Origin of the sequence: Neolewinella persica DSM 23188 (assembly GCF_000373105.1) — a bacterium.
Lineage (GTDB): Bacteria > Bacteroidota > Bacteroidia > Chitinophagales > Saprospiraceae > Neolewinella > Neolewinella persica.
On record NZ_KB890458.1, the window covers coordinates 58,922 to 82,365 of the forward strand.

The following is a 23,444-nucleotide window of genomic DNA, read 5'->3' on the forward strand; positions in this document are numbered from 1 at the left end:
AGAACCCTTTTATGGTAGTAATAGAGAACCCTTTTGTGTCTTCGTGACACTAAAGTAATACTTTTTTATGTCTTTGTGACACACAAAGAAAAAAATTATGCAATCCCCAGCCTTATTTAACACCTTAAAAGGTCCTTTTTACTTAGCTAAAGGGGCCTAATAGTACCGTTCCAGATTTTCTGTGCACCACGCTAAATAAGCGGCCTCTAGTCTATTAACGACTTCTGGTAGTTCTTCCGCCAGGTCATTCCGCTCTCCCGGGTCATCAACGACGTTGAAAAGCTTGAGGTTCAGACTGTCCGAAATCGGTGCTATGTACTGGGCCGATGGCCGGCTCTTCCAATGATTTTCATTGGAGTTGGTAAGTTTGTAATCCCCCTGTCGTACGGCCCACGTTTTTTGCCATTTCCAGACAAGTAAACGCTCCGGATTGGGATTGGACAATAGCCGGCCGTCCAGCGTTGGATCATTCAGCGCGATGCCAACGGCTTCTGCTACCGTCGGCAGCACGTCCAGGGCAGAGACGTAGCGATCTTCCCGGCCTCCCGCCTTAATGGTTCCTGGCCAACTGACGGCCATAGGCACCCGGATACCTCCTTCCCACAGGGAGTACTTGCCACCCGCCAGTGGTGCATTGTCTGCCCCGGTCAGGGGAGAGCCTCCGTTGTCGGAGATAAAAATTACCATGGTATTCTTATCCATGCCTCCGGCTTCCAGCGCATCAAGCAAACGACCAATGTTGTCGTCCAGGCAATGCAGGTTGGCTAAGTAGTATTTTCGCAGCGGCCCCTCCTCAATTGCGCCCAAACGGGAGTATTTGTCATAATAGGCGGAGTACGAGCCAACCGGATGATGACTGTACGCTAAACTGTCGGCCGGATCGTAGTTAGGGATCGGCGGCACGTCGTAAATGTCCAGATATTTTTGCGGTACCTCATGAATCAGGTGATGAACGGCACTGTAAGCCAGGGTAAGAAAAAAGGGCTTGTTCTCCGCTTTATTCCCGTTCAGGTAACTAATGGCCTCATCGGTCAGGATGTCCGTCATATAGCCTTCCTCGTAGCTCTTTTCCCCTTCGTTATGGAGTAACGGCCCTAAAACCGCACTCGTTCCGTAAGGGTCAGGTGTCCTGTCTTGTATGGCCTTACTGTGTAGCCAGAAATCATGCGCGTGGGCGTTGAAGCCCAAAAACTCGTCGTAGCCGTGGCGGGTAGGGTATTCCCTTTTATCATAGTTCTTATGAAAGTTCCGGCCCAGGTCATTTTTCCCGATCCGTGCGGTGGAGTAGCCCGCATCGCGTAAGTACTCGGCAATGGTCCTGACGCTGTCCGGCAGGCCGGGCCCCCAACTTGCCGGTCCGTCCCAGCGAAACTGGTTCTTTCCCGTAAGCATGCCTACCCGCGAAGGGCTGCATACCGGTGCAGTGACGTAGGCTTGGGTGTAAATCGTTCCTGTTTTAGCCATCCTGGCCATGTTAGGGGTATGCGCCGAACCCTCGTAGTTGTCGAAGGGTGAAAAGTCTGCATAACCCTGATCGTCCACCACGATCAACAAAACGTTTGGCGGTCTCTCGTCCTGTTGGATAGTCTTACAAGAAAACAGAAAGAGAAAGGCTATTGGAAGAATGTACTTCATGATCTTGATTATCGTAATGTGTAAGATGGTCTGTTAGGAAGAATACAAGGAACTAATGTCGTTACCTAACAGGCAATAAAAATGCGCAGCGTTTAAATTTCCTCCTCGTAGAGCCAGCGACGAGACTTGCCGGGTAAGGAGACCCGGTGGGGTTTTAAAGCGTTAGACCAGTCCCCCAACTAAACAAACTTGCAGATAAAGCCATTTATTCCCTCGCTAATGCCCTAACCCGGTCCGGGTAATTCGTGATGAACCCCTCAATGCCCAAATCAAGAAGGTGGCGGATATCGGCATGGCTGTTCACCGTCCAGGCAAAAATTTTAAAACCAGCGTCGTGAATTTCCTTCACCGACTCTGGATTGAGGCTTCCGAGATAGGCATTGATGGAATAAGCACCGACTTCTTTACCTATTTCAAGGGCTTGAAGTGGTGATCTGTGCGGCAGGATACCGATTTCAATACGTTCGTCAAGTCCACGCATGATCTTCAGTTCATCATGTCGGAAACTGGAGATGTGAAAATCTTCCAGCTTCCATCCGTGTTCGCGGATAAATTCTTTGATGATGGCGTAGGTCGGTTCAGCAGTACCTGGCCCTTTCAGCTCTACGTTGATGCGTAGTTGTTTATCGGTCAGGAGTAGGACGTCCTCAAGACGGGGGATTTTATACATGCCGCCCAACATCAGCTGATTGAGTCCAGCCAGGGTGTAATCGGCGATCTTCCCTTCGGTGCCGGTCAGTCGCTTCAGGTCGCTGTCATGAAAGCAAACGACTTCGCCATCCTTCAGGGTAAAAACGTCCAGTTCAATCATGTCGGAACCCAGATCAACAGCTTTTTGGAAAGCGGGCAGAGAGTTTTCCAGGGCGTACCCACTGGCCCCACGGTGGGCGATAATCAGGGGGCGCGGCCGCAGGTGCAATGAAGAGACCACGGCAAAGTGGTCCGACGGAAAACGCCCGTCTACTGCATCAGTCAGGGTCGCGTAATTAAGGACCTTTACTCCTGGAGAGACCATAATATAATCGATCCTGCGGCTGGCTGATTTATCGTAATTGAAACCGGTGAAGGTTCCCGTCGGGCCAAGTCGTATCGGGGCAGCGTGGTAGGTGTCCGTCAGTGCCGCACTCATCTTTTGTAGCGGGGCGGTCTCTGGCGTCAGGTTGAGGTCTCCGGTAACCACGAAGGGCAATCCATCCTTATTCAACGAATCGATCATGGTCATGATGAGGTCCACGCTTTTGAGGCGGGCTGTTTCCCCGACGTGGTCAAAGTGCGTGTTGAAGACCAGGAAATCCCGCTCGCCAGTTCGCTCCGCCAGGCGTGCCCAGCTTACTATGCGTGGAAGGGCCGCATCCCATCCCGTAGAAACCTTGTCTGGTGTCTCCGACAACCAAAAGGTTCCGGAGTCGTGTACACTGAATCGTTTCCGGTTGTAGAACAACGCGGAGTACTCGCCGGCATGCCCTCCTTGCCTTCCTTCCCCGACGTAAGCATAATCCGTAAGCCTGCCGTTCAGCCAATCGATTTGTTCGGGGAGGCCTTCCTGGGTGCCCATGACGTCGGGAGCATGAAATTCAACCTGGCTGGCCAGGAACTCCTTACGCTCCGGCCAGGCATTTTTACCGTCATTGGGCGTATTGAGCCTGATGTTATAGGTCATGACCTTCAAACGCTGCTCTCCATCATCTTCACACTGCACCTGCGCGCCGCCGCCCAAAGGACAAAGGAAGAAGAGGAGAAGGAATAAAAGGGAGCCGTGCACCCGAAAAAAATTGATCGACATAACTTGACATTTTACGGTTCAGGGAAGCTGGAAGACTCCTTAGAGTACTTCTCCATCAGCGTGCTTCCAACTATGGACTTCCGACTACGAATTACTCTCTAGTAACCTTCATTCTGCGGGTAATTGGGACCCAGTAAATCTAATTCCGCTTCCGGAATTACCCAGTTTACGTGTTCAGGCTGGATCCGCTCCCGGGCAAAATTCACCAGGTTGTCGTTGGCGGCATGGTCACGGATGTAGTCAACCAGTACGCCCATGCGCTTCAGCGTATACCAGCGCTGCCCCTCGAAGAACAATTCGCGGGCCCGTTCATCCAGCAGTATTTCCTGGTTGATCTCGGTGAAAGGTGCTGCTCCCGCCCGGTTACGGATGGCATTGATCCGATCTAGCGCCATAGGGGTGTTGCCCTGGCGCATATGTGCCTCGGCGGAAATCAGGTAGGTCTCGGCCAGGCGGTAAACAATGATGTTCTTGATGGTATTGGCTTCGTTCGGGTCTGCGTCCCGCTGCTGGAATTTAAGGACCCCAGGATTCATCGTTTTGTAATACTGGGTATAAATATTGGAGTTGGGGCTGTCGCGTTCATATATCTTTATGGTGTCACCGATCGAAACGCCGTCCGGAAGATTTGTCGGATCATTATATATGTAAGCCGAAATCATGTAGGTATTGTCGTCTCGGGTATCTCCCGGATCTTCGGCCAATAAGTCGACGAGGTAGTTGTTCGGGATAAGTAAAGCAGCACCACGTCCGCCATTTTCGTTGGAGCGAGTGATGCCTGGGATTTCGAAGTAATTGGCCACCAGGTTGAAGTGGATTTGGTTGCGGCTGCCACCACCGATTGCCCCATCCTCGAACTGGATGGCAAAAAGCGTTTCCGAATTATTCAGATCACCGGCGAATACGTCGCGGGTATTCGGTATCAGGGCGTAATTCTCGTTGCCGATCACTGCTTCGGATTGGGTGATGGCCTCCGGCCAGTCTTCTTGCCACATAGCGGTCTTTGCCCGCAGGTGCCTGGCGGATGCCTGGGTCCACCGGCCAAAATCGGGCGTGGTCCAGGCAAGGTTTTCAATAGCAAAATCAAGGTCGGAATTGATCAGCGCGAATATCTCTTCGGGCGAACTTTTGTCCTGCGGTACGTCAAATACATTCTCCGGCGTAGTTGGCTCGGTAGTAATGAAGATGTTGTTGAATAACCGATAAAGGGTAAAGTAAGAATTTGCCCGCATCGCCCGGGCTTCCCCCAATATTTGGTTCTTTCGTCCCGCTTCACTTGTCGGAAACGTTACTTTCTCCGCCCCGGCAATGACCGCATTAGCACGGTCGATTACCCGATAGTGATTACGCCAGTAATGGCTGTAACCTCCCAGTCCGCCGGTGGTCAGGTCTCTGCCCCATCCCAGACGGGCATAGAGGGCTACTTCACCTGCCCGGCCTGCGGTCAGGTCAGATTTGGCCTGAATGATCAAGGCACGGTGATCGTTGTTGCCGGCACCGCGCTCGATATAGGACCGGTTAAGGTTGTAAAGTCCGACCACTGCATTCTCCAACCCTTCCGGGCTATTGTACAGGAAGTCTGCCGAGGTCTCGGAAAGAAGTTCATCTTTAAGAAACTCCTGGCAGGAGAACATCAGGAAAAGTAATGGCACAATTGCCAGAACTGCTTTGGTGAAAAGTTTCATTGTTTTATGTTTTTCGCCTGAAGGCGGTAGCGTAAAGGAAGTAAGGAGTAAAGAAGGAAAAGGGAAGCTTATCCCTTAAAAGCCAACTTTAAGGCCGAAGGTGTAACCCTTGGCGTCCGGGAATGCTCCGGGGTTAGTTTCCGGGCTGTAAGAAAGATATTCTGTATCGGTGAACAGGTTGGTACCGGTGAAGTAGACTTTTGTCGTCTTCAGACCAATTTTACTAACTAGGTCAGCGGGGAGATTATATCCCAGCGTGAGCGTGCGCAAACGCAGGTAACTGGCATCATCTACTGCCAGAGCGAAAAGGTTACTTGGCGTTCCGGGGCGTGGGCGTGGCGCAGTATTACTTGGGTTTTCGGGAGTGAAATAGTCGCGAGCGATGCCGTTGCGCGAGCCCTGTAGTGTTCCACCAAGGGCAAAATCAGCGAGATAGGGATTTGATTTGAGGGCTCCGCTGACGAAGTAAACGTCTGCAAATAAGTCAAATCCTTTCCAGGCCAGACTGGTATTTAGCGAGCCGTACCAATCGGGGTTTTCCCGGAAGATCATCAGGTCATCGTCGGTGATCATACCGTCGTTATTTAGATCTTGCACCCGGATGTCACCGACGATCGCATCAGGCTGGGAGGACGCGGCGATCTCTTCCTCGTTCTGGAAGATGCCGTCAAAAACCCGTTGGCGGATATTGTCAATTGGCTCACCAATGAAGAGCCCCTGAGACACAAAGTCAATCGGCACGCCCTGATCGTCCACACTGCCATCAAGACTGATGATTTTGTTACGGTTTTGGGACCATACCGCGCCGATGTTCCAACGAAGAGCTTCATTGCGTACCAGGTCGTAGCTCAGCGTAAGTTCAACACCACTATTTTCTACTTCCCCGATGTTGAAGCGGGTAACTTCGAAGCCAGTGGTGCCGGCCAGTACGCGGTCCAGCAGGAAGTCCGTTGTGCTGGAACGGTAATACTCTGCGGAGCCCTTCAGGCGATTATTCCACAGGCCGAAATCAATGCCAGTATTCAGCGTAGTGGTGGTTTCCCACTTCAGGTTCGGGTTGGGCAACCGGCTCAGGGGAGCGAAACCACCAGCGGAGGTCCCACCGAACGTATAAGGAAGGTCATCCGCCAAACCAAGGGACTCGGATGGGTTGATACCCTCGTTGCCCGTAGCGCCGTAGCTGACCCGGAGCTTCAGTTGAGTAATGGCTTTAGAATCGCTAAGGAAGGATTCTTCGTGCATTTTCCAGGCGACCGCAGCTGCTGGGAAATAACCCCACTTGTTGTTCTCTGAAAAAACGCTTGAACCATCGGCCCGCATTGTCAGGGTCAGCAAATAGCGGTTTTTAAGGTTGTAGCGGGCACGGCCGAGGAAGGAGACGAGGCGGCGGCGGCTGACGTCGCGCGTTGTGCCACGGATCTCACTGGCGTTGCCATTGAAACCAAGAGCGTCGTTAGGGAAGCCGGACTTGGTAATGCTACTTTCTTCGTTATTTCGCTGGTTGGTTGCCTGTACGAAGAGGAAGTCGAGCACATTGTTTTTGTTGATCGTCGGGCTGTAGTTGACAATGTTCTCCAACAGAAACTCACGATAGAACTCATTGCCCAGTGTTGCCAGCCCCTGGATGTCAGCATCTCCTTCGGAGTGTTCGGTGGAGCGGTAGATACCCTGGTTGGCCGCTCGGTTACGGAAGAAGGTGTTGAGCTTGTAGCTTAAGCCGGGGAGAAGTTCGTAGTTGCCAACGAAGTTCAGGTCAATCAGCGTCGTCTCAATCTGATTGTCAGATTCCCGGATATTCCAAAGGGGGTTCACGGTCGTAGAGCCTTCTCCAAGCGGGAATTTGGTTACGTTCCCATCCTCGTCGAAGGGGCGGGCAAGAGGAGAAATGGTAATGTAATTGATCGAGCCGGACTCTCGGTCCTGATCGCTTTTTTGAAAGTTGACGTTGGCCTGAAGGCTCATTTTACTGTTGATCTTCTGGTCTACGTTGAGGCGTACGGCCCCCCTTCGGAAACCAGAAGTAGGGATGATGCCATCCTGATCAAAATAGTTGAAGCTGGAATAGAACTTGGTGCTTTCGCTACCACCGGCCAGGGTAAGCGCGTGGCTCTGGATTACGGCGTTTTTAATCAAAAGGTCCTCCCAATCTACAAAGGAGCCCTCTTCTAACGATTGCAGTTCCTGTGGTTCGAAAATGATGTTGTCGTCGAAGTATTCGTCGTTATTTTCAGTTCGTTGTGCTTCGCGGCGAAGCTGCGCAAACTCAGGCCCAGTGAAGAGCTCGAAATTTTTGGTCAGTTTCTGTGTGGTGGTGTAGCCGTGGTAGTTCACCACGAGTTTGCCTGCTTTACCACGCCGGGTGGTGATCAAAATGACCCCGTTGGCCGCCCTGGCACCATAAATGGCCTGGCTGGAGGCATCTTTGAGTACCTCAATGGACGTGATGTCTTCCGGAGCAACGTCGTTGATGTTGTCATAAGGAACGCCGTCAACGATGATCAACGGATCGTTGCCTACCAGGGAAACCTTCCCCCGAATAACGATATTCGAATTTCCTCCCGGGCGCGCATCAGCCAGGTTGACCTGTACTCCGGCTGCACGGCCGCGCAGCATTTCGCTTACGTTCGTGGTCGGAATCGCAGTGGCTTCATCAATGTCAACGCTCGAAACAGCGCCCACCACGTCGCTTTTCTTAACGGTTCCGTAGCCTACGACCACCACTTCATTGAGCAGGTTGGCATCTTCCCCCAGCCGAACAATGATCGGACCTTCACCGATGGTAACCTCCTGAGTCGCATAGCCGAGGTAGGAGACAATCAGCGTATTAATTCCCTCGGGAACTGACAAGGTGAATTTTCCGTCGAGGTCGGTTATCGCACCGGAACTGGTTCCTTTTGCAAGAATACTGGCAGCAATCAGTGGTTCGTCGTTTTCGTCGGTTACCGTGCCGCTAACCGTCCGCTGGGCGCAGACGGAAAGGGTTAGTAATAAAGCAGTGAGCAACATCCCCAGGCGGGGTGCACAAAAAAGGAAAATCTGTTTCATATGACTAGTGTTATTGAAAATCAGCCGTAAATATCTAAAGTACAAAGTAAATTGATAGACGCCTAAAGTTACCTTTTAGTTACTAAATGATCGACTCCTTATTGCTCGACCAGGTTTAAACCTATTGCACCTGCGTACGCGCCCAGAATCCTTAACACAGCAACACATGCTTTGGCCCACCGTTATTTTTTGAAACCCACCTTCCATGTCTCTTCGTTATGCACTGGCCTTAGTTGTCCTCATCCTTGCCCAATTTTGTACAATTTATGCCTGGCAGCAATACGAGCGGAACGAAGAATTAACTGTAATTACGTCTAGCCTGCTGGCTGCCCACGAGATGGCCATTACCGGCCAGGAAGAGCTACTGGAGGCAGACATAAGAAGCTACGAGGAATTAATGAAGGACGATACCAAGGCTCGGTTCTTGCCACTTTTGCGCTTCGTGACCGAAAACCATGCTGCTTATCAAGCACTGATCAACGGCGAAGACGAGCACAGCTTCCGGGAGGAATCCATTGCGCTTATTGAGACGGTTTCTGCAGATTATGAGGCGATGATGATGACCCATCATGGATCAATGGATCTGAACGAGGAGGAAGCTAAAATCAAATGTAACAGGACTATGGAGTTCGCGGCAGAATCTCGGGCTCAGCTAGGCGCCATCTCCCAGGATCTTCATCCTGCATTACAATGCGATGTGGTACGGATTATTACCCTGAATTACCTCCAGAAGACACTATTCGACGCCATGGCAACAAGTTCTGACCGTGCCATTATTTTTGACCAATTCTTCCCGGTCTTCATGGCAGACCGCTGCGCCTATGAACGAGGAGACTCCCTCAATGCCCGGGTAGCCGTCGGCAGCTACAGTAATTCTCTTGACCCGGCGAACGTGAAACTCACCGTCGATGGGCAGGAACTTAAAATCGGCCCCGATGGTACGGCAAGATTCAAGGCTCCGGCGGGGAGGCGTGGTGAGCATTCGCTGGAAACCAAGGTTGTCGTCTCAAATCCGCTGACCGGTGAGGTGAAAATTGGGGCCGGATCGTTCAGTTACCGAGTGGAGTAAGTGCTTCACGCCAGCCCATTCCGCCCAATTACCTCCGAATACCATTTAGCAGAATGCTTAGGCGTACGTTCGAGGGTGTCGAAGTCGATATGGATCATCCCAAAACGTTTGTCGTAGCCACTGGCCCATTCAAAGTTGTCCATGAGAGACCACAGGAAATAGCCACGTACATCTGCTCCGCCAGCGATCGCTTCGTGTACGGCACCGAGGTATCCGTCCAGGAAGGCGATCCTTCTGGGGTCGGCAACCTCGCCTTCTACTACGGTATCGGGCATGGCACAGCCGTTCTCCGTAATGTAAATCGGCGGATGGTCATACCGCTCATTGATCCAGAGTAGCAGGTCCCGCAGCCCCCAGGGCACCACCGGCCACTGCATTTCGGTCAACTCCCAATCGGGAGCAGCAGTGAGGGCAACGTCCTGATCTTTGTAGATGCCGGGGTTGGCGTACACGGAATGCTCCACATGAGTGCCCGGAGCGACGTCGGCGGCATACATCGTAGTATAATGGTTGAGCCCAAAAAAGTCGGAGCTGCCCTTAATCAGGACTTTCTCCTCATCGGTAAAGGCAGGAAGCCGGTCACCAACGCGGTCCTTCATCACCTGAGGGTAATCCCCCAGATAAATGGGGTCGGTAAACCAGGCCAGGAGGAATTCCACCGAACGCTGGGCGGCGGCGTGGTCTGCTGCACGGTCTGTAAGTGGGTGGCGCCAGTCGCAGTTGTTGGTCATCCCGATCACGCCACCCTGGGTGGCTTTGAACTCTTGGCGGTAAATTTTTACTGCCTTGGCGTGCGCGAGGATGAGGTGATGGCCAACGGTATACGGTTCGCTGTCTGACTTACGGCCGGGAGCGAAAATACCGTTGTGGTATCCCAGGATGGCCATGACCCAACTTTCGTTAAGGGTGATCCAGTGTTTGACCCGGTCGCCGAAGGCGGCGAAGCAGATCCGTGAATAGGCAGCGAAGTAGTCGGTAGACGCACGCCCCAGCCAACCATCATCCTCCATTTGCAGTGCTGCCGGCATGTCCCAGTGATGCAACGTCACCCAGGGCTCGATACCATGCGCCAGTAGTTCGTTGATGAGATCGTTGTAAAAGGCAATGCCTTTCTGATTCACTTCTCCTTTACCGTCGGGCTGGATTCTGGTCCAGGCGATACTGAAACGGTAAGCTTTGAGACCCAATTTGGCCATCAGGGCAATGTCTTCCTTGTATCGGTGGAAATGATCACAGGCTACGTCCCCATGATCTCCTTGGGCAATCCGCCCCGGTATATGGCTAAATACGTCCCATATGTGTAAGCCTTTACCATCTTCCAGCCACCCCCCTTCTATTTGGTAAGAGGAAGTAGCAGAGCCCCAGAGGAAGTCGGGCGGAAAAGTCTTGGGCATATCTAGTGTTGTTTTTTCGAAAAGTGAAAGGGTGGAGGTTACAGAGTAGAGTGCGCTTGATTCGCGTCACTAGAATTATTTGTTGAGTTTGACCCCTTGCTATGTCCTGAAGGCTGACGCTTGATACCTGAATTCTGATCCTTGAAACCTAACTACTGAAACCTGATCAATACCTGGCTGCTTCGTTTCAGATCACTAATCTCACTTAACTCGATCTTGCACTTTAGTGAGCGACGATCAGGACTGATGATGATGTTGGGTTGGTCTACTGACTTAATACGCTCGGCGAAATGAACGGTAAGTAGCATGGTGGCACTGCCCATCTCGGAACTGAAGGCCTGATATTCCTTAAAATCCATGCTGAAGAGGTCCACATTAAGAATGTTCCAGCGAATTTCTTTACGACTGACCCTGCTGAAAGTATTCGGGATGTATTTGAAATACCATTTGGTACCGTCTGAGAGCTGGTCCAACAGAAGATTGTACGCTTGCTTATCTCCGATCTGTGGCTGGTCGCTGTTGAAGTTGAACGAGACGCGTAGATACTTGTCGTCCTGCTCCATCTTATAGTTGCTGATATTGTCAAGCTCAGCAAAAAGCTGTTCTATGATGGCAATATCCGTTCCGGCATCACCCATGGCTTCCATCAAGCCGGCACGAATGGCTTCTTCCGTGATTTCGTCCTCTTCTTTCGGGAGGTCAATAGTGTCCTCCTTTTCATCTTCCAGTGTATCCTCCTCCCAGGAGTCCTCCAGGCTATCGTCCATAAAGCCATTGGTGTCAGGCAATTCGAATTCAATGACTTTAGTGCCAGAAAGGTCTTTATTCAGGGTGATGGTTTCGCCAACGGTACAGCTGCACAAGCAGCTGGCGAGCAGGAGTAAGAGGCATAAATGGCGCATAATTTGAATGTCTTGGTGGTAAAAGGGGGAAGATAAGTTATTTGTATGGGCGGCCTAACATTTAGGCAAACCCTGCTACCTACTGGTAAAGGGAACCTCAATCCGCCACAAATCGTCCCCCGCGTGGCTATTGGAGAAGATGGTTCTTGCCTCTTGTTCGTGTGCAGCCCCGTTTTCGTACCGGGTGCTGAAGTGTCCCATCACCAGCTGTCCGACCCCGGCATCTCGGGCAATTGTTGCCGCCTGTTCGGCGGTGGAGTGACCTTTTAGGGAAGCATCTTCCGCCATGTCTTGCAGGAAAGTGGCTTCGTGGTATAACAGGTCTGTGCCACTTATAAAGTTAGTTAATTCAGGGAAATAGATGGTGTCTGAGCAGTGTGCGTAGCTGCGGGGTGGGGGAGGCGGCGTGGTTAGTTGGTCGTTGGGGATGACCTTGCCGTCAGGCAACTGATAATTTCCTCCTGCCTTGATATCCCTGATGGCTGGCCAGGGGATGTCGTATTGTGCGATAGCATCCTTACGAATATTGGCTTCGCGTGGCTTTTCACGCAGCAGGTAACCATTGGTGGGGATCCGGTGCCGGAGTGGGAAGGCCAGGATTTCCAGATCACCACTGATGTGCAAAGGCTCAAGGGAAGTGGCGTGAAAAGTATGAAAGGTGACTTCGAAGGGTAAGTCGTATTTATCCATTTCCAGCATAGCACTCAGGCGCGGCCGCAGGTGCTGGGGGGAGGTAATGGAGAGCGGGGCGGTACGTCCGTTGAGCCCGAGGCTGGAGAGTAAACCCGGTAGTCCGAAGAAGTGGTCGCCATGTAAATGAGTAAGGAGGATGTGGGAAACTTTCCCCATCCCCAGACCAGCCAGCATCAGCTGGCGCTGTGTCCCTTCTCCGCAATCGATCAATACATCCGTTGTGTCCGTTCGCAGCATCGCCGCAGAGCAGTTGCGGGTAGTGGTAGGGACGCCACCAGAGGTGCCTAGGAGGATAAGTTCGAAACGCAATGTGAAGTGTTCAGCGGTCAGGGTTCAGTGACCAGTTTTGAGTATTCAGTTTTCAGTAACACGAGTGATAGGTAACCTTTGCTGTGAAAAGTTCCTTTATCTGCTGAGCCCTGATAACAAAGTATCAAATCAGCGCACTGAATTCTGAGCACTGTCAACTGAATCTTAAGAACTGTAACCTGAACCCTGAGTACTGAATCCTGTCTACTCCTCTCCCTGAAGGTCCCGTTGCAGTTCCTCCATCATGATGAAGTCACTGGATTCGGAGACCGTTGGTAAAATGGTCAATACGGAGTCTACCTTGGATATTTCCACCAGCCGCTTAACTGCGGGGTGGTCTACACCCGTAACGACGAAGGTGCCGAGGTTAGACCACAGGCGACGAGCCGTCAGAATGGCGCTAAGGCCAGAACTGTCGACGTAGTGCACGGAACTTAGATCAAGGATAAGGTTAGTGATGCCCTCGTTGGCGAGGATCACGAATTCCGACTTGAGCTGCGGCGCAACGGCGGAGTTCAGGTTCTCTTCCTCCGGCTTAATGAGCGTATAGCGTTCCTGCTTGTCGATGCTGAATTTCATGCAAATGTATTTTGGCGCAAAGATAAGTTTTTGCTGTTTATTAGTTAAGACAGGCATAAAGTATGCCAGTTTTGGCGAAACAAACCAATAGACTGGGCAATTGTCAGTGTGTTTAGTCGTCCTTTAACCAACTAATTGTGACCTGCATTTGTTTCCTTGGGGAGTTACCGATTGTATAATAATCCAGGCTCGTGCACAGCTGTCAGGAAACCGGCGAATTGTCAGGTTCTTTTGTCAGGATAAGACGAGTGGCATGTTTATTTCACAAGAGAACGTAACTTTCACGAAGTAATGCTCAACTCTGCTCTTCGCAAATTGTCTTTGCACCAGCGGCCGCGCCAAAGCTAAGTAAAGTATACCCCCAGGTCTGGAATCTGGAAAACAGGTTTCCGAGCACAAATTGCCAATTAGGAATTTTTCCTTTACTTGGTACTTGCGAAGACCGCCCCATCGAACGAAGAATTGTTAAATATCTATAGAATGAATCCTAGCCAGAGAGAATTTAGCCCCGAGATAAAAAAGGCCATGGCCAGGGGAAAAATGGAAGCCGAAAAGATGGGCCACGCCTACGTCGGCCCCGAACATTTGTTGCTTGGCGTTCTTAGCATGCCTGATACCCTGGCCTCCCGCGTTTTGCGGAATCTGGCCGTGGATATTCAGGCGCTGAAGGACACTATTCGTGACAATGTTAACCGCAACGGCGGCCAAACCAGTGTAAATACTATCTCGCAGTTGCCCCTTAATGATAAAGCGGACCGGGTGCTGAAAGTTACTTTCCTGGAAGCCAAGGCGCTGAAAACTTCAATGGTCAGCCCCGAACATCTTATCCTGTCTATCCTACGTAATAAAGAATTGCCGGCGACAAAAATCTTACGGCAGTTTGAAGTGGAGTACGACATTTATAAAGCAGAACTCGATTACGTGAAAGACGAAAAAGACTTTACTGAAGATACCAACCTGCCCCTCGGCGCCGCTCCCGGCAATGATGATGAGCAGTATGATGAGGAAAGTGAGCAAGGCCGTGGTTTCCAGGGCGGAGGCCCTCGCAAGGGAGCTGCCAATAAAAGCCGGACACCGGTACTCGATAATTTCGGTCGCGATATTACTTCACTGGCCGACGAAAATAAACTGGACCCGATTATTGGTCGGGAAACGGAGATCGAACGCGTTAGTCAGATCCTTAGCCGGCGGAAAAAGAACAATCCGATTCTGATCGGAGAACCCGGTGTTGGTAAAACCGCGATCGTGGAAGGCCTGGCCCTCCGGATCAAAGAAAAACGGGTTAGTCGTACGCTTTTTGATAAGCGGATCGTGATGCTCGACCTCGCAGCGCTCGTAGCTGGTACCAAGTACCGCGGTCAATTCGAAGAGCGGATGAAAGCCATCATGACCGAGCTGGAAAAAAGCCGGGACGTGATCCTGTTCATTGATGAGATCCACACCATCGTAGGTGCTGGTGGTGCAACCGGTTCGCTTGATGCCAGTAACATCTTCAAGCCAGCGCTTGCAAGAGGGGAGCTCCAATGCATCGGTGCTTCTACGTTGGACGAATACCGCCAGCACATTGAAAAGGATGGTGCCCTCGACCGGCGCTTCCAAAAGGTGCTCGTCAATCCACCAAGCCCCGAAGAAGCTATTCATATTCTTAACAACATCAAGTCAAAGTACGAAGACTTCCACAGTGTGGAATACTCGGATGATGCCATTGAAGCTTGTGTGAAGTTCAGCGATCGGTACATTACCGATCGGTTCCTGCCCGACAAAGCGATTGATGTGCTCGACGAGGTAGGTGCCCGCACCCACCTTAAGAACATCATTGTGCCCGAGCACATTGAGCAGGTAGAAGCACAGATCGAAGAGGTGAAGGAAGCTAAGAATGCTGCGGTGAAAAACCAGCAGTACGAAAAGGCTGCCGACCTGCGCGATCAGGAAAGCAAACTACAGCGTAACCTGGAGGATGCGAAAGTGCAGTGGGAGGAGGAGTCCAAGACCCGCCGTTACCCCGTCAACGAAGAGGACATTGCTGAGGTAGTGTCAATGATGACGGGTATCCCCGTAAATCGCGTGGCACAGAACGAAAGTAAGAAGCTTGTCGGTATGGCTGAAGACCTGAAAGGAGCCGTGATCGGCCAGGACAGTGCCATTGAGAAGGTGACTAAGGCCATCCAGCGTAATCGCGTCGGTCTCAAGGATCCGAGTAAGCCAATTGGTACGTTCATTTTCCTCGGTCCTACCGGTGTCGGTAAAACCGAGCTCGCCAAAGTGCTGACGAAGTACATCTTTGATAGCGAAGACAGCCTGATCCGCATTGATATGTCGGAGTATATGGAGAAATTCAGCGTGAGCCGCCTCATCGGTGCGCCTCCCGGATACGTGGGCTACGAAGAAGGTGGACAGCTGACGGAGAAAGTACGCCGGAAGCCTTACAGTGTAATCCTGCTCGATGAAATCGAGAAGGCGCACCCCGATGTGTACAACATCCTGCTGCAGGTGCTTGACGATGGTCAGTTAACCGATGGTATGGGCCGCAAGGTGGACTTTAAGAACACGATGATCATTATGACTTCCAACATTGGTGTACGCCAGTTGAAAGACTTTGGTCAGGGCGTTGGTTTTGCCACCAAAGCGCGAACTGAGAATGCGGAGGAAAATACTAAGGCCGTGATCAACAACGCGTTGAAGCGGACTTTCTCTCCTGAATTCCTTAACCGGATTGACGACGTGGTCATTTTCAACAGCCTGGACCAGGACAACATCTTCAAGATCATCGACATTGCGTTGAACGACCTATACAAGCGCCTGAGTGGCCTTGAGTTCACGATGACGCTGAGCGAAGAAGCGAAGAAATTCGTTGCGGAGAAAGGTTTTGATCCCCAATTCGGCGCAAGACCGCTGCACCGGGCGATTCAGAAATACATCGAAGATCCACTGGCGGAATTCATCCTCAATAATAACCCCGAAGGCGGCGCTGCACTGGTAGCGACCCTCAACGAGGAAAAAGACGGACTGGATATTAGCCAGGAAGCTACCGTAAGCTCTGAAGCCGAGTAAACACTTTAGGAGATAAAGTTGACAGCCGGCTGCGTTTTACGTGGCCGGCTGTTTATTTTGGAAGGAAACACGGAAAACACAGAAATTTAGGCTGGAAACCTTGGTTTTCAACCCTGGATGATTTTTTGTGCCTTTTGTGCCTTTTATCTCAGGCATACACCACAAAATTCAGTCCTTTCGACTATTTTTGTAGGTGATGGAAATACCTTAACCAGAATTTTCAGCAAATACAGGGAACTTATCCCGTCAAAAAGCCTTTTTACTAAGGTATAACTACTTGAAATGCAGTCGCCTCGACCACACACCATAAGAGACGCCCGCTTTCCTTTTTTAAACTAAACGCCATAATTTTTTGGGTAGACGTAAAGGCGGCGGCCGCAAACGCACTTTCCGCAGAGAAGATACTGCACCGAAACACCGGATCAATGATATGATTCGGACCCCAGAGGTTCGCCTTGTTGGGGATAACGTAATGGATATTGCCAAGGAACTGGGCCTCGATATTGGCCCCGGTCAGGTACATGATACCCGCCGGGCCAAGCAATGGGCTCGTGACGTGGACCTCGACCTGGTAGAGATCAGCCCTAACGCTGAGCCGCCAGTTGCTAAAATTATCGATTACAAAAAATTCCTTTACCAGCAAAAGCAACGGGAGAAGGAACTCAAAGCCAATACCGTGAAAACGGTGGTGAAAGAAGTACGCTTCGGCCCTAATACCGATGACCATGACTTCGAATTCAAAACCCGCCACGCCCGTAACTTCCTCGAGGATGGAGCTAAGGTAAAAGCCTACGTCCATTTCCGTGGCCGTTCGATTGTCTTCAAAGACCGGGGAGAGCTCTTGCTGCTTCGTTTTATGAAGGAACTGGAAGACCTCGGCGTTGCTGAGGCCATGCCTAAGATGGAGAAGCGTCGGATGAACGTCATGATCGCGCCTAAGAAACGGCCGAGCAAGAAGAATGAGAAGAAAAACGATGCTCCCCTTAGCAAAAAAGCTAAGAAAGCCCAGTCGGCTGCTGAGCTTGCTGAAGCTGAAGAAGTGGAGAAGCGTTTGATGTCTACTGGCGAAGAGGAATAGGTAGATTATTGACCTAATCTGATAAAGGGTAGTAAGTAGCGGACCGCAAAACGTGTGGGGTGTTGCTTACTACCCTTTTTTAGTTGAGTAGGAGAGAGAGGCTTCCTGAAAAACTAATGCGTCAAGCAGGTATTAAAAGTATTTTTCAATCCCTACCATCTCCTCCGTCATTTCCCACAAAATACGCGCCTCGTCTTTGTCGTAAGAGCTGGAGTAAGACTTTTTCGGTGCAGCGTTGTCCCAGTATAATCCGGACTGGTCGGCTAAGTTAGGCTCGGTGGCCAGGAAGATGCTGGTGGCTGCGCCTTCAGCCGGCGTTTTATTACCGCTCATGCGGCGGCGAACCTTCCAGGCCAGGCTGTGCAGCCAGGTGTTGCCTTTGAGGCCGATGTCGGTCTGTACGAGGCCGGGCTGTACGGCAAAGATGGTGGGGTCATCAGACCGGCGTCGGCGGTCGAATTCATAGCAGAAAAGCACGTTGGCCAGTTTACTCTGCGCGTAGGCGCGCAGGCCGTGGTAGTTGCCATCCAGGTTGATGTTATCGAAGAACATGCCTTTAATCTGCTGGTGGCTGTCTGAAGCAACGCAGACGATCCGCCCATCAGAAGAACGTCGAAGTGACGGGAGTAGCAGATGGCTTAGCAAAAAATAACCCAGGTGGTTGACGGCAAAGGTTTTTTCTACGCCTTCGCTGGTAAGTTCTTGTTTGGAGTTCCAAACGCCGGCATTGTTGATTAATACATCCAGCGTAGGGGCAAGGATCAGAACTTCCTCCCCCAGACGGCGGACTTCCTCTAGCCTGGCCAGGTCGGCCATCACTATCTTTAATTCGGCATCCGGTTGCCCGGCGAGAATGGTATCCCGCGCAGCTTCTGTTTTCTTCCGGTTTCGACCGTGCATGATCACGGTGTATCCACGCCCTGCAAGGTCAGTGGCTGTAGCCAGACCAATGCCGCCCGTGGCACCGGTAATGAGGACTGTTTTAGACATTTTCTTGATTTGACCACAAAAGTAAGGAAAGGTGTTCACCTTACTGTTGTGCACCATTAATTATCTATGAATAGCGCCGGACCTATGGGAAGCTTATTCGAACCCTTGTTCAGAGATCGTATTCAAAAGGAATTGGTATTCTTCTGCCATGGTGTCCTGGAGACTCATCTGCTCGATGGTGCTTTTAGCGTTAATGGCAGCCTCATAGAACCAGGGCATTTCTTTAACCACGGATAGAAGCTTCACTAGGCCTGGAATATTTTTGCCAGCCTCTAACATCTTATATGCATACCGCGTGCGGTAATGAGGGCTCCAGTAGAATTCAGACTCATACTTCTTCCATACATCCAGCGTAACGCCGGGCGCAAAATCGAGGTAATTGCTTACATAAAGTGGGGCGTAAAGTGGGCCGTGGTATCCTACCAAATCCATCAGGCTTATGTTGGTTTTGTCAGGATTTAGCGCTTTCCATTCCTGTGCCAGCTTTTCATAAGCCGAATGGGCTTCAGTCGCACGATCCGTCATGTGGTAAACATCAGCGAGTAGGGCATGGGCTTGTTTGTCTTGCAAGTTTAGCTGGAGGGCTTTATCCAGAGAGGCTTCCGCTTCAGCGTAATTGGTCAATACATAATAGGCCCGGCCTAAAGCTAGGTGGAATCGGGAACTGGCTTCATCTTCGGGTGTGGCGTTTTCAAGCCCGGTTTTTACGCCTTGTGCAGGGTAACGATCTAGGGTGAAGCGCTCGATTACGGCCGCAAGGTCCCGTTGGTCTGCGAGAAGGTTATCGAGAAAGTAAATAATGACCATGCGACGATCATACGCTGACTGTACGGACTGCCATTGCATAAAATTGTTCTGAAAAGCAAGGTCAAGAGACACTTCTCCTGCTTCGGTACTCCATTTGAAGTTGGGGGAGTCAGCACCCGGCTTGCATAGATAACGGAGGATTGCCTCATTAAAAGCGGAAGTGTATTGTGCTTCCGGAGATTCCGGGCGAGGCAAATTAGCAGCGTCTTCTTTAGTGGTCTTTTTATGCCCAATTGATGCCTTAGGCGTTGTCATTTGGGTGGAAGGTTGTTCTTTCTTTCCAAATAGTTTTTTTAAAAAATTCATGGGTGTGTACAGGGTAATGGTGAGGAGGTCTGGCAAATGTAGTGACGATTATTTTGTTTAGAATCCGAAAGGTGATTGTTAAGTCAATTACCGGTGAGGGTCATCTTTATTAGGTGTCAAACGGTTTGCTCACTAAACTACCCAACAATTATGCTCCGACTGCTGCTTTTCTGCGTGACCTTGATCCTGTGCCTTACTGCTTGTCAACCGGGAGAGACTTCATCCACAACTATCTCCGAAACGCCCTTTGCACCTGCGTCCGCGCAAGAAAAAACACCCGCAGAACTGGTGCTTGATCAGGCACTCGCAGCACACAGCAATGGTAAATACGATCAGGCCCACTACCAGTTTGTCTTTCGGGGAAAGACGTATACTTTTTATAATAATGGTGGCCAATATACCTACACCCTAACCCATGAAAAAGATGGTTCTGTCCTATTCGATCAACTGGTCAACGGGGAGTTTACTCGTCAAGTCGACGGTAGTACAGTATCTCTCAGTGTTAAAGAAACAGCCAGCGGTATCGAGGGTCTCAACTCCGTAATCTATTTTGCTACGCTTCCGCACAAGCTCTCCGATCCGGCCGTGAACCTACAGCTTTCCGGTACCGATACCATCAAAGGGCAAGCCTATGATGTGCTCGACGTCAATTTTAATAAAGAGGGTGGGGGTGTTGATCACGACGATAATTTCCGGTACTGGATTAACCAGGAAACTCACCGTATTGACTACCTCGCCTACGATTACCTGACCAGTGGAGGCGGGGTTCGTTTCCGTTCAGCCTATAACCCCCGGGTGGTTGACGGTGTGCTTTTTCAGGATTACGTCAACTATAAGGCACCACTTGGGACGCCGCTGTCTGATTTGGCCGCAATGTTTGATAACGGCGACCTCGAGAAATTATCAGTTATTGCCACGGAGGAAGTAGTTAGTATTCAGTAAGCAGGAGCCAGGGTTCAGGACTTAGGGCTCAGTGCTTAGGAGTCAGGGTTCAGCTATTAGCGACCTGAATCCTGATGGCTAATGACTGAACACTGATAACTGAGCCCTGAACACTGAAACCTGACTACTCCTCAGTCTCTCCCAACTTAGCCAGAGCTTCCTCCGCTCCCCGGAGCTGCGCCCGGCATCCGGCGATAATAGCTTCTGCGCGAGCTACGCGCGCGTGGAGCTGGTCGATGTCAGCGGGGACCTCCTGTAGTCGGGCCAGGAGGGTTTCTAGTTCAGCGATGGCGGTGTTATAGTCCATATTCAAGGAGTCAGAGCGTCAGGTAGTCGGGCAAAATTAGCGTATTTTATACAGAACGACCTAAACGAACGAAGTGCGCAAAGCTGTGCAGTAACGACGATGACTGCCGAACTCCCTGACTAATAAAGGGCGCCCCGATAGCTATCGTAGCAGGTGCAAGAAAAGTTTGCAGGGTATTGGTCGTAACCCACCTATGACATAGGTGTCCCGCTGAATACCTAAATTGCCCATTCAATCTATTAACCATGCGCTTGCTGATACTTTTGTTTCTTCCCTTCCTGGCCGCACTTGACGGTTGTTTTGAAGAGAAAGCCGACGAAACCGCTGATGCTCCGGAGCAAACGATTACGGTAAATAACACAGGCAAGCCTTCCGCTTCAGCCGTTTATCGAGACGCTTCCCAATCGGTTGATGGGCGGATCACCGACCTGTTGGCCCGGATGACCGTGGAAGAAAAAGTAGCCCAGGTCACCGCCGTCTGGAATGACAAGCGGCGTATGGACAATGCTGATTACAGTTTTAATCCCGACAGCGCACGTACGCTCATGCCCCACGGTATTGGTCATCTCTCCCGGCCGAGTGAACTTGCCGGCAGCCATATTGCTGGGCGGACTGGGAGTGAACAGGTAGCGTACATTAATTCGGTACAAAAATGGCTCGTTGAAGAGACCCGGCTAGGGATTCCTGCGCTGTGCCATGAAGAAAGCCTCCATGGACTCGCAGCGGTAAACGCCACCAGTTGGGGGCAACCCATTTCGGTTGCCGCTACCTTCAACCGGGAGTTGACGCGTAAACTTTATGCGACTGCCGCCCGGCAGGCTGCCTCACGAGGTACACACGTGGTCCTCACGCCAGTTGTTGATGTTGCCCGCGACCCCCGTTGGGGCAGGGTAGAGGAAACGCTGGGAGAAGATCCTTATCTGGCGGGCCAGATCGGCCTGCAGGCTGTTCTTGGTTTTCAGGGAGACGACGATAAATGGGATGAAGGAGAAGTCTTCGCCACCCTTAAGCACATGGCCGGGCACGGAGAGCCCGAAGGCGGTAATAATATTGCTCCCGCCAATATTTCTGAACGCACCCTGAGAGAAGTCTTTCTAAAGCCGTTTCGCTATATCGTTAAAAACGGAAACGTACGTAACATTATGGCCAGCTATAATGAGGTGAACGGCATTCCCAGCCATGCCAACGGCTGGATGTTGAATACCCTGCTACGCGATACCTGGGGCTATAAAGGGGCCGTTGTTTCCGATTACTATGCAGTACGAGAACTTACCGATCGCCATGCAGTTGCGCCTGATTGGAAGGCCGCAGCAGTGCTCGCCATTTCCTCCGGGGTCGATATTGAATTGCCAGACCGGGAGGCTTTCCCCAGTCTGGTTGAAGCGGTCAATGATGGTTCGCTTGACTTAAAGGTGCTCAACCAGGCCGTCAGCCGTATCCTGAGGCAGAAGTTTGACCGAGGGTTATTTGACAATCCATACCAAGACCCGGCCAGAGCACTGGATAACACCAATGCTGATAAAGTACTCGTACGCCGGGCGGGCGCTGAAGGGATGATCCTACTGAAAAATGAGGGTATCTTACCGCTTTCCGATGAAGTCAGCCAAGTCGCCATCATCGGTCCGAACGCAGATAAGGTATTACTTGGTGGATACAGTAATGTGCCGGATGGCTTCGTAACGGTAAGGGATGGCCTGGAAAACCATTATGGCGATAAGACTAAACTGGTGACTTATGCCGAAGGGGTGCGAGTGACTGAGCCAGGGAGCTGGTATGCAGACTCTGTTGTTGCAGTGCCTGATAGCGAAGACCGGTTAAGAATAGCGGAAGCCGTGGAAGCAGTCCGTAATGTAGAAGTCATCATACTAGCCCTCGGCGGTAACGAACTTACGAGTAGGGAAGCCTGGGCGGAAGGACATATGGGAGATCGGCCAAGCCTTGAGTTAGTTGGGCTGCAAAACGAACTGCTGGACGCTTTGGCGGAAACGGGGAAACCCATAATTAGTTTGATCTTCGGTGGCCGGCCACTCATTATCAGTAACGTGGTGGAGAAATCTGCGGCGGTCTTTCAGTGTTTTTACCTTGGGCAGGAAACAGGGAACAGTGTTACCGATGTATTACTGGGTAAGGTGGCGCCGGGAGGGAAGTTGCCCATCAGTATTCCCCGTTCTACGGGGCACATCCCTGCTTACTATAATTACAAACCTACTGCACGACGTGGTTACTTATTTGATGACGTGTCGGCAGCCTGGGCCTTCGGCTACGGGCTTAGTTATACCACTTTCAGCGTGTCTCCACCTACGCTTGACGTACAAGCCATTGAGAAAGGTGCTACAGGTCGGGTATCTGTCGACGTTACCAATACTGGAGATCGGGCTGGTTCTGAAGTGGTACAATTGTATATAAGGGACAAGTTCAGCTCCGTTACCCGACCAGTAAAGGAGTTAAAAGGATTTGAAAAGGTATTTCTGGAACCCGGTGAGAGCCAGACGGTCAGCTTTGAGCTTGGCCAGGAACAACTTGAATTGCTTGACATTAACATGGAATGGACCGTAGAGCCAGGAGATTTTGACATCATGGTGGGTACCAGCAGCAGAACAGAGGATTTAAGGTCGGTAATGTTGACCGTACGGTAAAAAATGAAGCTCCCGGCCACAGACTTGGTGCCGGGCCGGGAGACAAAACAAAAAACAGCAGAATAAAGAAGTCGGCGGGTTGGAATCCTTGAAACCGACTTCTGGTTCTTGGTCATGGAGTAACCATTAAGGCACTAAAGCATTGAGGGCTAGGCTAAGGAGTGTAGATAAGTACTTATAGAATAAGCAACATATTTAGAAATTCCTTAATGGCCACTTAATGTCTTAGTGCC

At 51.0% G+C, this 23,444-nt stretch carries 16 protein-coding genes; 5 read left to right on the top strand and 11 right to left on the bottom strand.

What is annotated here, in order from left to right:
• Positions 1 to 156: 156 nt before the first annotated feature.
• The 4 genes from B036_RS0122155 to B036_RS0122170 form a co-directional block, all read right to left on the bottom strand.
• Entirely contained in the window at positions 157 to 1,635 is a 1,479-nt protein-coding gene (locus B036_RS0122155; protein ID WP_020570933.1) for a sulfatase family protein, read from the bottom strand.
• Between the two features lie 205 nt (positions 1,636 to 1,840).
• Positions 1,841 to 3,418 (bottom strand): glycerophosphodiester phosphodiesterase family protein, encoded by a 1,578-nt coding sequence (locus B036_RS33025; protein WP_020570934.1) that lies wholly within the window; start codon positions 3,416 to 3,418, stop codon positions 1,841 to 1,843.
• Between the two features lie 98 nt (positions 3,419 to 3,516).
• The gene (locus B036_RS0122165; protein WP_020570935.1) at positions 3,517 to 5,103 is read right to left on the bottom strand and encodes a RagB/SusD family nutrient uptake outer membrane protein; all 1,587 of its coding nucleotides are present in this window, start codon (positions 5,101 to 5,103) and stop codon (positions 3,517 to 3,519) included.
• Positions 5,104 to 5,178: 75 nt separating this feature from the next.
• Positions 5,179 to 8,148, bottom strand: a complete 2,970-nt coding sequence (locus B036_RS0122170; RefSeq protein WP_020570936.1) for a SusC/RagA family TonB-linked outer membrane protein — start codon at positions 8,146 to 8,148, stop codon at positions 5,179 to 5,181.
• 205 nt (positions 8,149 to 8,353) lie between these two features.
• Here B036_RS0122170 and B036_RS0122175 point away from each other — a divergent pair, with 205 nt between their 5' ends.
• Complete coding sequence (locus tag B036_RS0122175; protein ID WP_020570937.1) at positions 8,354 to 9,217, top strand: hypothetical protein; 864 nt, start codon at positions 8,354 to 8,356, stop codon at positions 9,215 to 9,217.
• Positions 9,218 to 9,222: 5 nt separating this feature from the next.
• Here the strand turns inward: B036_RS0122175 and B036_RS0122180 are convergent, their stop codons facing one another.
• The 4 genes from B036_RS0122180 to B036_RS0122195 form a co-directional block, all read right to left on the bottom strand.
• Complete coding sequence (locus B036_RS0122180) at positions 9,223 to 10,611, bottom strand: GH1 family beta-glucosidase (protein ID WP_020570938.1); 1,389 nt, start codon at positions 10,609 to 10,611, stop codon at positions 9,223 to 9,225.
• 152 nt (positions 10,612 to 10,763) lie between these two features.
• Complete coding sequence (locus tag B036_RS0122185) at positions 10,764 to 11,513, bottom strand: hypothetical protein (RefSeq protein ID WP_020570939.1); 750 nt, start codon at positions 11,511 to 11,513, stop codon at positions 10,764 to 10,766.
• Between the two features lie 75 nt (positions 11,514 to 11,588).
• Positions 11,589 to 12,515: a ribonuclease Z gene (locus B036_RS0122190; protein WP_044103514.1), complete on the bottom strand. Its 927-nt coding sequence runs from the start codon at positions 12,513 to 12,515 to the stop codon at positions 11,589 to 11,591.
• 204 nt (positions 12,516 to 12,719) lie between these two features.
• Positions 12,720 to 13,094 carry an STAS domain-containing protein gene (locus tag B036_RS0122195; RefSeq protein ID WP_026232234.1) on the bottom strand — a complete coding sequence of 125 codons (375 nt, stop codon included), beginning with the start codon at positions 13,092 to 13,094 and terminating at the stop codon, positions 12,720 to 12,722.
• 480 nt (positions 13,095 to 13,574) lie between these two features.
• Between B036_RS0122195 and B036_RS0122200 the strand changes: the two genes are divergently transcribed.
• Positions 13,575 to 16,145 carry an ATP-dependent Clp protease ATP-binding subunit gene (locus B036_RS0122200; RefSeq protein WP_026232235.1) on the top strand — a complete coding sequence of 857 codons (2,571 nt, stop codon included), beginning with the start codon at positions 13,575 to 13,577 and terminating at the stop codon, positions 16,143 to 16,145.
• A 352-nt stretch (positions 16,146 to 16,497) separates the two neighbouring features.
• Positions 16,498 to 17,223: a translation initiation factor IF-3 gene (infC, locus tag B036_RS0122205; protein ID WP_020570943.1), complete on the top strand. Its 726-nt coding sequence runs from the start codon at positions 16,498 to 16,500 to the stop codon at positions 17,221 to 17,223.
• A 132-nt stretch (positions 17,224 to 17,355) separates the two neighbouring features.
• On the opposite strand, the gene B036_RS0122210 is transcribed toward infC, so the two are convergent.
• Entirely contained in the window at positions 17,356 to 18,213 is an 858-nt protein-coding gene (locus tag B036_RS0122210) for an SDR family NAD(P)-dependent oxidoreductase (protein ID WP_026232236.1), read from the bottom strand.
• 93 nt (positions 18,214 to 18,306) lie between these two features.
• The gene (locus B036_RS0122215) at positions 18,307 to 19,326 is read right to left on the bottom strand and encodes a tetratricopeptide repeat protein (RefSeq protein WP_020570945.1); all 1,020 of its coding nucleotides are present in this window, start codon (positions 19,324 to 19,326) and stop codon (positions 18,307 to 18,309) included.
• Between the two features lie 150 nt (positions 19,327 to 19,476).
• Between B036_RS0122215 and B036_RS0122220 the strand changes: the two genes are divergently transcribed.
• Positions 19,477 to 20,268 (top strand): DUF6503 family protein, encoded by a 792-nt coding sequence (locus B036_RS0122220; protein ID WP_020570946.1) that lies wholly within the window; start codon positions 19,477 to 19,479, stop codon positions 20,266 to 20,268.
• 124 nt (positions 20,269 to 20,392) lie between these two features.
• On the opposite strand, the gene xseB is transcribed toward B036_RS0122220, so the two are convergent.
• Positions 20,393 to 20,575 (bottom strand): exodeoxyribonuclease VII small subunit, encoded by a 183-nt coding sequence (gene xseB / locus B036_RS0122225; RefSeq protein ID WP_020570947.1) that lies wholly within the window; start codon positions 20,573 to 20,575, stop codon positions 20,393 to 20,395.
• Positions 20,576 to 20,820: 245 nt separating this feature from the next.
• On the opposite strand from xseB, the gene B036_RS0122230 reads away from it, so the two are divergent.
• Entirely contained in the window at positions 20,821 to 23,211 is a 2,391-nt protein-coding gene (locus B036_RS0122230) for a glycoside hydrolase family 3 N-terminal domain-containing protein (protein ID WP_020570948.1), read from the top strand.
• Positions 23,212 to 23,444 lie beyond the last annotated feature (233 nt).

Coding starts and splice junctions, on each gene's coding strand:
- B036_RS33025 (WP_020570934.1), bottom strand. CDS start 3,418: ATGTCGATCAATTTTTTTCGGGTGCACGGCTCCCTTTTATTCCTTCTC.
- B036_RS0122175 (WP_020570937.1), top strand. CDS start 8,354: ATGTCTCTTCGTTATGCACTGGCCTTAGTTGTCCTCATCCTTGCCCAA.
- B036_RS0122185 (WP_020570939.1), bottom strand. CDS start 11,513: ATGCGCCATTTATGCCTCTTACTCCTGCTCGCCAGCTGCTTGTGCAGC.
- B036_RS0122180 (WP_020570938.1), bottom strand. CDS start 10,611: ATGCCCAAGACTTTTCCGCCCGACTTCCTCTGGGGCTCTGCTACTTCC.
- B036_RS0122200 (WP_026232235.1), top strand. CDS start 13,575: ATGAATCCTAGCCAGAGAGAATTTAGCCCCGAGATAAAAAAGGCCATG.
- xseB (WP_020570947.1), bottom strand. CDS start 20,575: ATGGACTATAACACCGCCATCGCTGAACTAGAAACCCTCCTGGCCCGA.
- B036_RS0122195 (WP_026232234.1), bottom strand. CDS start 13,094: ATGAAATTCAGCATCGACAAGCAGGAACGCTATACGCTCATTAAGCCG.
- B036_RS0122170 (WP_020570936.1), bottom strand. CDS start 8,148: ATGAAACAGATTTTCCTTTTTTGTGCACCCCGCCTGGGGATGTTGCTC.
- B036_RS0122215 (WP_020570945.1), bottom strand. CDS start 19,326: ATGAATTTTTTAAAAAAACTATTTGGAAAGAAAGAACAACCTTCCACC.
- B036_RS0122220 (WP_020570946.1), top strand. CDS start 19,477: ATGCTCCGACTGCTGCTTTTCTGCGTGACCTTGATCCTGTGCCTTACT.
- B036_RS0122155 (WP_020570933.1), bottom strand. CDS start 1,635: ATGAAGTACATTCTTCCAATAGCCTTTCTCTTTCTGTTTTCTTGTAAG.
- B036_RS0122165 (WP_020570935.1), bottom strand. CDS start 5,103: ATGAAACTTTTCACCAAAGCAGTTCTGGCAATTGTGCCATTACTTTTC.
- B036_RS0122210 (WP_026232236.1), bottom strand. CDS start 18,213: ATGTCTAAAACAGTCCTCATTACCGGTGCCACGGGCGGCATTGGTCTG.
- B036_RS0122230 (WP_020570948.1), top strand. CDS start 20,821: ATGCGCTTGCTGATACTTTTGTTTCTTCCCTTCCTGGCCGCACTTGAC.